11 protein-coding genes are annotated in these 12,405 nt (G+C 60.5%); 2 read left to right on the top strand and 9 right to left on the bottom strand.

Annotated features, from left to right (window positions below; translation table 11 throughout):
* Positions 1 to 66 precede the first annotated feature (66 nt).
* The 5 genes from msrQ to BCY88_RS16445 all read right to left on the bottom strand — a co-directional run bounded on the left by msrQ (position 67) and on the right by BCY88_RS16445 (position 6,160).
* On the bottom strand, positions 67 to 768 hold the full coding sequence (msrQ, locus tag BCY88_RS16465; protein ID WP_183081383.1) for a protein-methionine-sulfoxide reductase heme-binding subunit MsrQ: 702 nt from the start codon (positions 766 to 768) through the stop codon (positions 67 to 69).
* An 11-nt stretch (positions 769 to 779) separates the two neighbouring features.
* Positions 780 to 1,775 (bottom strand): protein-methionine-sulfoxide reductase catalytic subunit MsrP, encoded by a 996-nt coding sequence (gene msrP / locus BCY88_RS16460; RefSeq protein WP_120345291.1) that lies wholly within the window; start codon positions 1,773 to 1,775, stop codon positions 780 to 782.
* A gap of 197 nt (positions 1,776 to 1,972) precedes the next feature.
* Positions 1,973 to 3,181: a c-type cytochrome biogenesis protein CcsB gene (gene ccsB, locus BCY88_RS16455; protein WP_120345386.1), complete on the bottom strand. Its 1,209-nt coding sequence runs from the start codon at positions 3,179 to 3,181 to the stop codon at positions 1,973 to 1,975.
* Positions 3,182 to 3,185: 4 nt separating this feature from the next.
* On the bottom strand, positions 3,186 to 5,390 hold the full coding sequence (locus BCY88_RS16450; protein WP_120345290.1) for a cytochrome c biogenesis protein ResB: 2,205 nt from the start codon (positions 5,388 to 5,390) through the stop codon (positions 3,186 to 3,188).
* Between the two features lie 116 nt (positions 5,391 to 5,506).
* Positions 5,507 to 6,160, bottom strand: a complete 654-nt coding sequence (locus tag BCY88_RS16445) for a c-type cytochrome (protein WP_120345289.1) — start codon at positions 6,158 to 6,160, stop codon at positions 5,507 to 5,509.
* Between the two features lie 217 nt (positions 6,161 to 6,377).
* Between BCY88_RS16445 and yihA the strand changes: the two genes are divergently transcribed.
* The gene (gene yihA / locus BCY88_RS16440; protein WP_120345288.1) at positions 6,378 to 7,031 is read left to right on the top strand and encodes a ribosome biogenesis GTP-binding protein YihA/YsxC; all 654 of its coding nucleotides are present in this window, start codon (positions 6,378 to 6,380) and stop codon (positions 7,029 to 7,031) included.
* A gap of 249 nt (positions 7,032 to 7,280) precedes the next feature.
* Positions 7,281 to 8,279, top strand: coding sequence for a porphobilinogen synthase (hemB, locus tag BCY88_RS16435; RefSeq protein ID WP_120345287.1), 999 nt, complete (start codon positions 7,281 to 7,283; stop codon positions 8,277 to 8,279).
* Positions 8,280 to 8,400: 121 nt separating this feature from the next.
* Here the strand turns inward: hemB and dsbD are convergent, their stop codons facing one another.
* The 4 genes from dsbD to BCY88_RS16415 form a co-directional block, all read right to left on the bottom strand.
* Positions 8,401 to 10,272: a protein-disulfide reductase DsbD gene (gene dsbD / locus BCY88_RS16430; RefSeq protein WP_120345286.1), complete on the bottom strand. Its 1,872-nt coding sequence runs from the start codon at positions 10,270 to 10,272 to the stop codon at positions 8,401 to 8,403.
* On the bottom strand, positions 10,265 to 10,597 hold the full coding sequence (cutA, locus tag BCY88_RS16425) for a divalent-cation tolerance protein CutA (protein WP_120345385.1): 333 nt from the start codon (positions 10,595 to 10,597) through the stop codon (positions 10,265 to 10,267). The genes dsbD and cutA overlap by 8 nt, the downstream gene beginning before the upstream one ends.
* Before the next feature lie 182 nt (positions 10,598 to 10,779).
* Positions 10,780 to 11,172: a 50S ribosomal protein L17 gene (rplQ, locus tag BCY88_RS16420; RefSeq protein ID WP_006052227.1), complete on the bottom strand. Its 393-nt coding sequence runs from the start codon at positions 11,170 to 11,172 to the stop codon at positions 10,780 to 10,782.
* A 173-nt stretch (positions 11,173 to 11,345) separates the two neighbouring features.
* A complete protein-coding gene (locus BCY88_RS16415) occupies positions 11,346 to 12,323 on the bottom strand; it encodes a DNA-directed RNA polymerase subunit alpha (RefSeq protein ID WP_028199575.1) in 978 nt (325 codons plus the stop codon).
* Positions 12,324 to 12,405: the final 82 nt, after the last annotated feature.

The raw sequence follows: 12,405 nt of genomic DNA, 5'->3' as shown, positions 1-12,405 counted from the left end.
CAAAATAGAAAAAGGCGATGCCATTGCGGCATCGCCTTTTTTTCAATTGCGCGCTGTATCCGGTGGTCAGCGCGTCTTTATCCTCCGCTCGCGCAGCCATACGATCAGACGCCATCCCAACAACGCGACCATGACCGCGCCGTAAATCTTCGGCAAAACCAGATCGTGCTTGCCTGCCTTCATCCACCAGAAGTGCAGGATCGCGAGTCCGCCGATCACATAGATCGCGCGATGCAAGGTCTGCCAGCGGCGCCCAAGTTTGCGTACCATCACGCGCGGCGACGTCACCGCCAACGCGATCAGCAGCACAAACGCGGCGAAGCCTACGGTAATGAACGGCCGCTTGCCGATGTCCTTGAGAATCGCGGCAACGTCGAACCACTTGTCGAACCACAGGTAAGTGGTGAAATGGAGCGTCGCGTAGAAGAAGGCGTAAAGGCCCAGCATCCGGCGAAAACGGAGCAATGCGGGCATGCCGGTCAGTCGGCGCAACGGCGTCACGGCCAGCGTGATGCAAAGAAAAACGAGGGTCCACAGCCCGGTCGAGCGCGTAATGAACTCGATCGGATTCGCACCCAGCCGATCAGTCATGCCGAACAGCACGATGCGCGCGAGCGGATACCACGCCGCGACAAATACCGCGATCTTGACCGGCACGATCCAGCGCGCACCGCTTGCGGGACGCTTTGCAGCGACCGCGGCCGACGCCTGCGCGGCTCGCGGCGCTCCACGTTCGGTTCGAGTAACAGGTTGCGTATCGGAAGCCATGCTCACATCGCTCAAAAATTCTTCTTCAGGTCCATGCCTTGATACAGCGACGCAACCTGGTCGCCGTAGCCGTTGAACATCAACGTCTTGCGCTTGGGCGTGAAGAAACCGTCTTCGCCGATGCGCCGTTCGGTAGCCTGGCTCCACCGTGGGTGATCCACGTTCGGATTCACGTTCGAATAGAAACCGTATTCGTTTGACGCATACGTATTCCAGCTGGTCGGCGGCTGCTTGTCGAGGAAGCGGATCTTCACCAGCGACTTCGCGCTCTTGAAGCCGTATTTCCACGGCACCACCACCCGGATCGGCGCGCCATTCTGATTCGGCAGCACCTGACCGTAAAGGCCCATCGTCAGCAGCGTCAGCGGATTCATCGCTTCGTCCATGCGCAGGCCTTCGGTGTAGGGCCAGTCGAGTACCGGTGTCGACAGGCCGGGCATTTGCGACGGGTCGGCCAGCGTGATGAATTGCACGTACTTCGCATTGCCGGTCGGCTGCACGCGCTTGATCAACTCCGAGAGCGGCACGCCGATCCACGGAATCACCATCGACCAGCCCTCGACACAGCGCAAACGGTACACGCGCTCCTCGAGCGGCGCGAGCTTCAGCAATTCGTCGATGTCGTACACCTTCGGGTTTTTGATCTCGCCCTCGACGCTCACCTTCCACGGACGCGGCCGCAGCGTGCCGGCGTTTTGCGCGGGATCCGCCTTGTCGGTGCCGAACTCGTAGTAGTTGTTGTACGTGGTGATGTCCTTGTACGGCGTGATCTTGTCGAGCGCGACGAACTTCGCATTGGTCTTCGCAGCGAGCTTCTGCGCCTTCGGATCCGGCGACGAATACGCCGCCAGCGCTTCGCCATTCACGCCGACCAGACTGCCGAGCGCCAATGCGCCCGCAGCCTGCAAAACGCGCCGCCGATTCTCGAAGACGCGCTGCGGCGTGATTTCGCTACGCGCGATGTCATCGCCGATGAGTTGAGTTCTATCGCTTCGCTTGATCCACATCGTGCTGCTCCTTGCCGGCCCATCGCTTGTCTATCTTACGGGGCCATATTGATGATCGACTCGTTTCGCCACTCGCCCAGCCATCCTTAGGTACTGCTTGAACGAACACCCTGGATGCAGCAAATATTCCACCAGACGTAAAAAAACCGCCGGTGCGAAACACGCGGCGGTTCTTGGTCGGATCAGAACGGCGGATCTTACAGCTTGCCGTAGCTATGCAGCCCCGACAGGAACATGTTGACGCCGAGGAACGCGAAGGTCGTCACCAGCAGGCCGGTCAGCGCCCACCATGCCGCCACCGCGCCGCGCAGGCCCTTCATCAGGCGCATATGGAGCCAGGCCGCGTAGTTCAGCCACACGATCAGGGCCCACGTTTCCTTCGGGTCCCAGCTCCAGTAGCCGCCCCATGCTTCAGCAGCCCACAGCGCGCCGAGGATCGTCGCGATCGTGAAGAACGCGAAGCCGACGGCGATCGACTTGTACATCAGGTCGTCGAGCACGTCGAGCGGCGGCAGACGGTCTGCCAGCACACCGCGTTCCTTGGCCAGGTACGCGACGCCGACCATGGCCGACAGCGCGAAGCTGCCGTAACCGATAAAGTTGGCCGGTACGTGAATCTTCATCCACCAGCTTTGCAGCGCCGGTACGAGCGGCTGAATCTGCTGTGCGTCACGTGCAACCGAGTACCACATCAGGAAGCCGACCGCCGCGCTGATCACCAGCAGGACGAAGGCGCCGAGCGCACGCGTGTTGTAGTGCTGCTCGTAGTACAGATAGAACAACGCCGTGATCAGGCTGAACAGTACGAACACTTCGTACAGGTTCGAGATTGGAATATGACCGACGTCCGCGCCGATCAGATACGACTCGTACCAGCGCACCATCAAACCGACGAAGCCCATCACCACGGCGGCCCACGTCATTTTCGAACCGATTGCGGCGCCCGTCGGCGAACGCGACAGCAGGCCGATCCAGTAAAACACGGTGGCGAACACGAAGAGCGCGCTCATCCACAGAATCGCGGACTGGCTCGACAGGAAATACTTGAGGAAAAACGCGTTATCCGCGCGGCTGAGATCGCCGTGATAGATCTGGATCGCCAGGAGCGAGAGCGCGGCGATGCCCACCATCAGCGGGCGCACCGGCTTCCAGCGCCAGCCCAGCACGACAAATACCGGCACTGCGCAGCACAGCACCAGTTTGTCGTAGTAATTCATGAACGGGTAATAGCGCATCAGCGCGAACCCGGCACCCGCGACCATCAGGGCGGCGAACAGCCAGTCGACGATGCCAAGCCGTTTCAGAAACGGCCGCTCGTCATACTGCGCGACGTTGAGTGCCTCATTCGCGAACGTCTTCTGCGGCCGCGAGGGTGAGGAGGATGAGGAAACCTGAGTCAAGTCCATGATCTTACCGGGTCGAATCTTGTGAGCGTGCGGACGGCGCGCCGGCATTGCCGGAGGCGTCGGGTGCTTCGGTGAGCTTCGCGCCCAACGCGGCGCCGACGGCGTCGCGCGTTTGGACGAACTCCTTCTCGAAATCGAGCGTTTTGCGTGCGCTCGACATCGCCATCACGACATTCGTGCCGTGATTGGTATCTTTGAGCCAGAACCAGAGGCGCCGTTCGCGGACGTAGAACATCGAAAAGATGCCCAACACGAGGAGCAGGCTGCCAAGATACACGACTTTTTTGCCCGGCGCGCGCGTCAACTGAAATACCGAAGCTTGCACCTGCTTGAATGAGTCAAGCTGCAAGTAGACCGGCGATCCATACAAAAAGCTGTCGGATATCGCGTTGATCGAGCTCTGGATGAAGCGGCTGGTGTCCGCGTTGGCCACGGCATCCGGCTCGCCCAGCTGCTCGCGCGACAGTTGCCACAGGTCCCACGTTGCGCCTTCCAGCATGCGCAGCAGCAGGCCCGCGGCCTTTTCCTGCTCGGCCTTCGGCACGGAATGGTCGATGAATCCGGCGACGGCCTGGAAGCCGCCGACCATCTGGCCGTTCGGCATCTTGATGCTGCTATCCGCACCGGCAAACAGGGTCAGGACACGCAACGCGCTTTCTTCCAGATGCTGTTGCAGTTCGGTATTCGAACCTGGTACCGAGCGCAGTGCGAAACGATGGGCGGCGGCTGCGCGCATGGCCGGGTTTTCAAGCGTGGCGCGCAGGTTCATCCATTCCTTGACGGTGCCGCCGGTATCGGCGGGAATACGCAGGTAGCGGAAAGGATCGTCCGGATTCAGGCGCATGCCGGCGAGGAACATTTTTTCGCCCGCGACGTCCACCGGCAGCATGTAGTTGTTGTACTCGCGCGCCTGCCCGTCCTTGTCACGCACCTTGTATTGCACCGACGGGCCGACGTTATGCAGATCAAGTGGCTTCGAAGTCTTGGCGCCGGAGCCGAGGCGCTCGTCGAACGCCTCCTTCAACGTGCGATGCGCGGCGACGCCACGGGCATCGGTCTGACCGCTGCCGTTCGAGACGTTTTCGACGTTAATTGCACGGAAATCGGTGAATTCGACGGTCTGGCCGTCAGCCAGCGGCGTGGCCGTGCTCAGCGGCGCATTGCCGCCGATCGTGCCGCCGAACGGCGCGGTTTTAGCACTCGCGCCGGACATCGGGTACGCGGTCATCTGCATCTGCGAACCGCCGTCCTGGAAGCTCGACTGATAGATCGACACGCCGTCGTAAGTGAACGGCTTGTTCACTTCGACGCGAGCCGGCACGCGCGCGCCCGTCTGATGATCGACCACGACAATGTCGCTCGCGAACAGCTTCGGCATGCCCGTGGAGTAATAGTCGACGATGAACTTGTTCAGCTCGATTGAGAACGGCAAGTCCTGGATCAGCGAGCCGTTCGGCTGGTTCAGAATCGCCGTCGACACATGCTGCCCTTCCGGCACCCACGCGTAGCCGCGGAACGTCGGGTTCGATTGCGACAGACGATGTTCCGGCCCAATGTCGTTGATCACGGTGTTGGCACTGATCGGCGACTTGTTGAACAGCCACATCTGCAGCTTGATCGGCAGATTGCTGTCGAGCAGGCCGCCCAGACAGATCACCACGATCGCGATATGCGCGGAGATGTAGCCGAACTTGGTCAGTGCGCCGCGCTTGGCGGCGATCAGCGTGGCGCCGTCCGACTCACGCGTGACGAACTTGTAGCCGAGTCTCGCCGAGAGTTTGGCAAGCACCGCCGCGGTCTGCGCACGCGTGCCATGCACCGCGAACTCGCCCTTGTGATGGAACGCGCGCAAGCTGCCTTCGCGAACCTTGTCCTTCCAGCTCTTCGCGTCCGCGAGCATCTTTGGCGCATTGCGGATCACGCACAGCGACACCGACACCATCAGGAAACCAAGAATCAGCATGAACCACCACGAGCTGTACACCGTGTACAGGCTCAGCGAGCGGAAGATGTCCGCCCAGAACGGGCCGAACTGATTGACGTAGTTGGGATAAGGATCGTCCTGCGTGAGGACGGTGCCGATGATGCTGGCGATCGACAGAATCACGAGCAGCGCAATCGCGAAACGCATCGAGCTCAAGACCTCGATGATGCTGCGCGCGATGCGATTGCCCGACTTCGACTGCAAACCCGACGTGGTGACGCTCATTCATACTCCGACTGAACAGCAAAAAAGGGTGAAGGGCTGTCGTAGACACGACGCCCTCACCCTTTTCTTGTTTTGTACCGGCCTCGCCGGGCCGGTTGCACTTGCGTGCGGACTTCCTAGTGCAAGCCCGCGATGTAATCGGCTACAGCCTTGATCTCGCTGTCCGACAGACGCGACGCGACTGCATGCATCGCCTCATTGTTGTTACGTGCCCCCGGGCCTTGTGTGAACGCGGTCAACTGCGCCACCGTGTATTCGGCCCACTGCCCCGACAGCCGCGGATACTGGGACGGAATCCCCTGACCGGTCGGCCCGTGGCAGCTCGCGCAGGCCGGCACGCCCTTATCGGCAATCCCACCGCGATAAATCTTCTGACCGAGCGCAACGGTATCTTTGTTATGCGCGTAGCCTGGCTTCGGGGTCTGCGTCGAAAAATAGGCAGCCACATTGACCATGTCCTGATCGGACAACGCCGCAGCCATGCCGGCCATGATCGCATTGTTGCGCGCGGGTTGCTTGGCGCCTGGCTGCGTCTTGAAATCCTTCAACTGCTTGACGAGATACTCGGGGTGTTGACCCGCCAGCTTCGGATAGGCACCACCAGCACTGTTGCCGTCTGCACCGTGACACGACGCGCAAACCTGCACTGCGATTGCCTGCCCCCGATTGACGTCCGGCTTTGCCGGATCTGCTGCTCGTGCCTGAATTGCCAAACCTGAAAGACCCGCTGCTACTTGAAGCACCATCAGACTCTTGCACAGTCGATTCATTCGCACACCCTGTCTCGTCTTGTGGGATTTTAGAGGTTTTGCAAGATACGACAGCGACTGAGTGACCGCTAAGAGCCGCCAAGGCACGCTGGCTGGCCCCCTCAGGTTTTCAGTAAACCATCGTATTGTACAATAACTCGCTAATCGCTAAGACGCCAGTCGGGCTTGACCCGTCCCCACTACCGGGTTCCCCGGCGTCTCGAATCCTGGCCTGATCATGTCCTTCCTGCTCCACCAATCCCGCTTTTTCACGACCGTCAATCACTTACGTGATCTGCCGGCCACTGCGCAGCCCGAGATCTGCTTTGCGGGCCGCTCGAATGCGGGCAAGTCCACGGCCATCAACATTCTGTGCAATCAGAAGCGCCTCGCCTTCGCCAGTAAGACACCTGGCCGCACGCAGCACATCAATTATTTCTCGGTGGGCAAGGCCGACGAGCCGACCGCGCACCTGGTCGACCTGCCGGGTTACGGTTATGCGGAAGTGCCGGGCGCCGCCAAGGCGCACTGGGAAGCGCTGCTCTCCACCTACCTGCAATCGCGTTCGCAACTGCGCGGCATGATCCTGATGATGGATTCGCGCCGCCCGTTGACGGATCTGGACCGGCGCATGATTGAGTGGTTCGCGCCAACCGGCAAGCCGATCCACACGCTACTGACCAAGTGCGACAAATTGACGCGCCAGGAAAGCGTCAACGCTTTGCGCGCGACGCAGAAAGGTTTGGCCGAATATCGTACCGCCGGTTACCAGGGCGAATTGACTGCGCAGCTCTTCTCTGCGCTTAAACGCGTCGGCATCGACGAAGCGCACGAACTGATCGAAAGCTGGCTGATCCCCAACGCAAAAGGCGAAGCCGACGCGCCGCAGTAACCGCGAGGCGTGTTCCGCCAGCGAAAAAGCGCCTTTCCGGCCGCCCATAAAAAAACCCGCCGCTTTAACGGCGGGTCAAACAGCCTAATCGAAAAAACGACAGGCACCCGCTCAGGGAGGAGAAGCGGGGAGGTCAGCGCAGGGCGCCTTGCTCGATCGGTATGATATACCATTGTCTCGAAAAGTTTCCGGGAGCGGAGGCAGGCGCTACTTGTCCACTCCACACATCCACGTTTCTTCGATTCGTTTATGAGCTTCTACCCGCACTACCGTCCGCGCCGCATGCGCCGTGACGACTTCTCGCGCCGTCTGATGCGAGAAAACATCCTCACCACGAACGACCTGATCTATCCCGTGTTTGTCGTCGAAGGCACCAACGTACGGCAAGCCGTGCCGTCGATGCCGGGCGTCGAGCGTGTGTCGGTGGATCTGCTGATGGGCGTGGCCGAGCAATGCGTCGAGTTGGGCGTGCCGGTGCTGTCGCTCTTCCCGGCTATCGAGCCTTCCTTGAAGACGCCCGATGGCCGCGAAGCGACTAATCCCGCCGGCTTGATCCCGCGCGCGGTCCGCGAACTGAAAAAGAATTTCCCCGAGCTGGGCGTGCTGACCGACGTCGCGCTTGATCCGTACACGAGCCACGGCCAGGACGGCGTGCTCGACGAAGCCGGTTATGTGATCAACGACGAAACCGTCGAGATCCTCGTGGACCAGGCCCGCGCGCAAGCTGAAGCGGGCGTCGATATCGTCGCGCCCTCCGACATGATGGACGGCCGCATCGGCGCGATCCGCGAAATGCTCGAGAGCGAAGGCTATATCCACACGAGGATCATGGCTTACGCGGCCAAGTTCGCGTCGGCGTTTTACGGCCCGTTCCGTGATGCCGTCGGTTCCGCGACGAACCTCGGCAAGGGCAACAAGATGACCTACCAGATCGACCCGGCCAATTCGAATGAAGCGCTGCGCGAAGTGCAAGCGGACATCGAGGAAGGCGCGGACATGGTGATGGTCAAGCCGGGCATGCCGTATCTGGACATCGTGCGGCGGGTGAAGGACGAGTTCAAGTTCCCGACTTACGTGTATCAGGTCAGCGGCGAATACGCGATGTTGAAAGCCGCCGCGCAGAACGGCTGGCTCGATCACGACAAAGCGATGATGGAATCGCTGCTGGCATTCAAGCGGGCCGGCGCGGATGGCGTGCTGACCTATTTCGCGCTGGATGCCGCGCGGATTTTGCGCGCGCAGAAGTGATCTGATCCGGTATGCCGCCCCGCTGGGCGGCGCCAGTCTGAATGCTTAAAAAGAAACGGAGGCGGACTTTTCAGTCACGCCTCCGTTTTTTATGCAGGCCCGCACGGGCAAACCGCGCCGCCTAGGCGCCGGGCGCACTCACACGATCGAGGCTGCGCAAGAACTTGTCAGCGGACTCGTATCCGACGACGCGCAACACTTCCTTGCCGCCCTGATCGAAGAAGATGATGCCCGGCGGCCCAAACAGGCTGAAACGCTTGAGCAGCATCTGATCGTCGGCGTTATTCGCGGTGACGTCGGCACGCAGCAGGTTCATCTGCTTCAACTTCGCCTGGACGCGTGGATCGCTAAACGTAAACTTCTCCATCTCCTTGCAACTCACGCACCAGTCTGCGTAAAAATCGAGCATAGCGGGCTGCGCAGCCGTTTTGACGGCCTCGTCCAGCTCGGCCGAGGAACGCACTGATGCGAACGTCAGATTGTCCTGTGAGGCGCTATTCGACGCATTGGAGCCGCCTGACACCTTGCCCTCGCCACCGCCACGCGCGGCCAGCACAGCTAGTGGACGCAGCGGATCGGACGAGCCTGCAGCGAGACCAACCAGCAACACCGCAGCCCAGATTGCGAGCGCCGCGCCGATACCTCGGCCAAGCCGGCGCCAGATGCTAACGCCCGCTGCCTGGGTTGAGAAAAGACCGAGTCCGGCGGCAGCAATCAACAACCACAGCGCGCTTAGCAGCATTGCCGCGGACGCACCGAGCACTGGCCAGACGATCCACAGAGCAGCGGCAAGCAGCACCACGCCGAAAAACACTTTGACGCCATTCATCCATGCGCCGGCGCGCGGCAGCAATGTGCCGGCGCCGAGGCCGATGATCAGGAGCGGCACGCCGAGTCCGAGTCCCATCGAGAACAGCGCCGCACCGCCGAGCAATGCGTCGCCCGTATGCGCGATAAACGCCAGCACCGCAAATAGCGGCGCGGTCATGCAGGCGCCGACCACTAGCGCGGACAGCGCGCCCATGACGGCCACTGCGGCAAACTTGCCGCCGGAACGCCCGCTCGATGCTCGCGAGACGCCGTCCTGCCAGCGCTGCGGCAACGCGATGTCGAAGCCCGCGATCAGGGTCAACGCAAAAGCCGTCAGCAATACCCCGAAGGTACCGAGCACCCACGGGTTCTGTAGCCACGCGCCGAGGCTCTGCCCAACCAACGCCGCAGCAATGCCAAGCGCCGTGTACACGAGCGCCATGCCGATCACGTATGCCAGCGACAACGCAAAACCACGGGCACGCGTCACTCGCGCGCCTTCGCCGATGATGATCGCGGACAGGATCGGAATCATCGGATACGAGCACGGCAGCAGACTAAGCACGACGCCAGCCACGAAATAGAGCCCGATGATGGCGAAGAAACCGCCGCCTTGCAGTAGCGATTGCGCATAGTCGGCGCTGGTGGCGCGCTCATACCACGACGCGCCAGCTGCGGATTGCTGCGTGGCGGCCGCTGCCGCGTTGCTGCCGGCCGGCTGCAGCGCCTCACCGCTCACGTGATACACGCGCTCCATCGGCGGGTAGCAGATGCCGGCATCGGCACAGCCCTGAGACGTAACAGCGAGATCAAATGGCCCTGCCGCCTGCTTCACCGGGATACGGATCGTCAGTTCATTTCGGTAGGTTTCGACGTTCTTGTTGAAGGTCTGATCGAACTTGACGTGGCCAGCCGGCAATTGCGGCTCGCCAATCGTCGTAACACCGTTGCGGGTCGCGAAGGAGAAACGTTCGCGGTACATGTAGTACCCGTCCGCGATCTTGTAGGTGACGTCGACTTCGCCGGGCTTCTCGGTCGCGCTGAATTTGAAGGCGACGGCGGGATCGAGGAAGTCGTCCGCAGCACGGGCAAGCGTGCCGAACTGCGCCGCAACCAGACAGCCAAGCAGAAAAATGAACGTGCGCAGCGCATTGCGCGCAACTTGGGTAGAACCGTTAAACATGGAGAGGACGTTGGGTTTCAGCTGTGAGCCACTGCCCATACGCGGCAGAAGCTGTAGCTTGCCACGAGAGGATTTCCGGCGTGTCGTAGGGATGGTGCGCCTGAATGTACTGCTCGAGTTCCAGCGCGCGTGCGTTGCTCGTCTTGAACAGTAACTGAATCTCCTGCGACGCTTCGATCGTGCCCTGCCAATGGTAACTGGACTGCACCGTCCCCAACTGCGTGACGCACGCACATAGCCGCGCGGCCAATGCATCAGCAGCGAGCTTCTGAGCAACAGTGGCATCCGGTACCGTTGTCAGAATCAAGGTTACATTCACGCTCACAAAGGCTCCGGACAGGCACGGTTCAAGTGCCGATATCCTATCACCTAGCCTTGCGATGCCGCAGACGCTGCTCCTGCCAGCATGCGGCATTTGGCCGCCGCAACCGACAAGCCACCGTGGAATTCGCCGCAAAAAACAAAAAAGCCAGGCTTGGTGCCTGGCTTTTCTCGATGCTAAAAAGCTTACTCAGCTTCTTGCACTTCAACTTCTTCGACTTCCGGACGGTCCAGCAATTCGACCAGCGCCATCGGTGCGTTGTCGCCGACGCGGAAACCGAACTTCAGAACGCGCAGGTAGCCGCCCGGACGGGTAGCGTAACGCGGGCCGAGGACTTCGAACAGCTTCGTGACCGAGTCACGATCGCGCAGGCGGTTGAACGCCAGACGACGATTTGCCAGCGACGGCTTCTTGCCGAGCGTGATCAGCGGCTCGACGACTTTACGGAGTTCTTTCGCCTTCGGCAGCGTCGTCTTGATGACTTCGTGCTCGATCAACGAGTTGGACATGTTACGGAGCATTGCCAGACGGTGGCTGCTCGTGCGGTTCAGTTTCCGCAGACCATGACGGTGACGCATGTTAATTCCTTTGATTCAAAGTTTTGGTCCAGCTCTTCTATCGCGCTCGGCGAAACCGGAAGGTTTGCGAGGGCACGGGCCGGTAGTGAAAAAAGACAAGACGCGGATTTTAAAGGAAAATCCGCGTCTTTGCCAGTGCAGCGACGGGTTCTGTCCCGGGATTACTTCTCGACTTACTTGTCCAAACCTGCCGGCGGCCAGTTTTCGAGCTTCATGCCGAGCGTCAAACCACGCGACGCCAATACTTCCTTGATTTCGTTCAACGACTTGCGACCCAGATTCGGGGTCTTGAGCAACTCGTTTTCCGTGCGCTGGATCAGGTCGCCGATGTAGTAAATGTTCTCGGCCTTCAGGCAGTTCGCGGAACGAACCGTCAGTTCGAGATCATCAACCGGACGCAGCAGGATCGGATCGATCTGCGGCGCACGCGACGGCGCTTCAGCCGTTGCTTCGGTGCCTTCCAGTGCAGCGAACACCGACAGTTGATCAACCAGAATACGCGCCGATTGACGGATCGCTTCTTCCGGCGAGATCACACCGTTGGTTTCGATGTTCATCACGAGCTTGTCGAGGTCGGTACGCTGTTCGACGCGTGCGCTTTCAACGGCGTAGCTCACGCGGCGAACCGGCGAGAACGACGCGTCGAGCACGATACGGCCGATGATCTTGGCCGATTCTTCGCCGTAACGACGCACATTGCCCGGCACATAACCACGGCCCTTTTCGACCTTGATCTGCACGTCGAGCTTGCCGCCCTTCGACAGATGCGCAATCACGTGATCCGGATTGATCACTTCGCAATCGTGCGCGAGTTCGATGTCGCCAGCGGTGACAACGCCTTCGCCTTCCTTGCGCAGCGTAACCGTCACTTCGTCACGGTTATGCAGCTTGAACACCACGCCCTTCAGGTTCAACAACAGGTTGACCACGTCCTCTTGCACACCGTCGAGCGTCGAATACTCATGTACGACGCCTGCGATCGTCACTTCGGTCGGCGCGTAGCCCACCATCGACGACAACAGCACGCGCCGAAGCGCGTTACCCAAGGTGTGGCCATAACCGCGTTCAAACGGTTCCATGACCACTTTCGCGTGGCTTTCGCCAAGCGATTCAACTGCGATGATCTTGGGCTTCAACAAACTGGTTTGCATAGGTTTTCCTTTTCAATACCCTCGGCTCGTTACACCGATAAGGCTGACCGGTAACAACCTGAAAATAAACAGCCGAGACGCC

This window comes from Paraburkholderia fungorum (assembly GCF_003610895.1).
GTDB lineage: Bacteria > Pseudomonadota > Gammaproteobacteria > Burkholderiales > Burkholderiaceae > Paraburkholderia > Paraburkholderia fungorum_B.
This window is presented reverse-complemented; position numbering and strand designations above follow the sequence as displayed.

Coding starts and splice junctions, on each gene's coding strand:
- msrP (WP_120345291.1), bottom strand. CDS start 1,775: ATGTGGATCAAGCGAAGCGATAGAACTCAACTCATCGGCGATGACATC.
- BCY88_RS16445 (WP_120345289.1), bottom strand. CDS start 6,160: ATGAATCGACTGTGCAAGAGTCTGATGGTGCTTCAAGTAGCAGCGGGT.
- ccsB (WP_120345386.1), bottom strand. CDS start 3,181: ATGGACTTGACTCAGGTTTCCTCATCCTCCTCACCCTCGCGGCCGCAG.
- BCY88_RS16450 (WP_120345290.1), bottom strand. CDS start 5,390: ATGAGCGTCACCACGTCGGGTTTGCAGTCGAAGTCGGGCAATCGCATC.
- yihA (WP_120345288.1), top strand. CDS start 6,378: ATGTCCTTCCTGCTCCACCAATCCCGCTTTTTCACGACCGTCAATCAC.
- hemB (WP_120345287.1), top strand. CDS start 7,281: ATGAGCTTCTACCCGCACTACCGTCCGCGCCGCATGCGCCGTGACGAC.
- dsbD (WP_120345286.1), bottom strand. CDS start 10,272: ATGTTTAACGGTTCTACCCAAGTTGCGCGCAATGCGCTGCGCACGTTC.
- msrQ (WP_183081383.1), bottom strand. CDS start 768: ATGGCTTCCGATACGCAACCTGTTACTCGAACCGAACGTGGAGCGCCG.
- rplQ (WP_006052227.1), bottom strand. CDS start 11,172: ATGCGTCACCGTCATGGTCTGCGGAAACTGAACCGCACGAGCAGCCAC.
- BCY88_RS16415 (WP_028199575.1), bottom strand. CDS start 12,323: ATGCAAACCAGTTTGTTGAAGCCCAAGATCATCGCAGTTGAATCGCTT.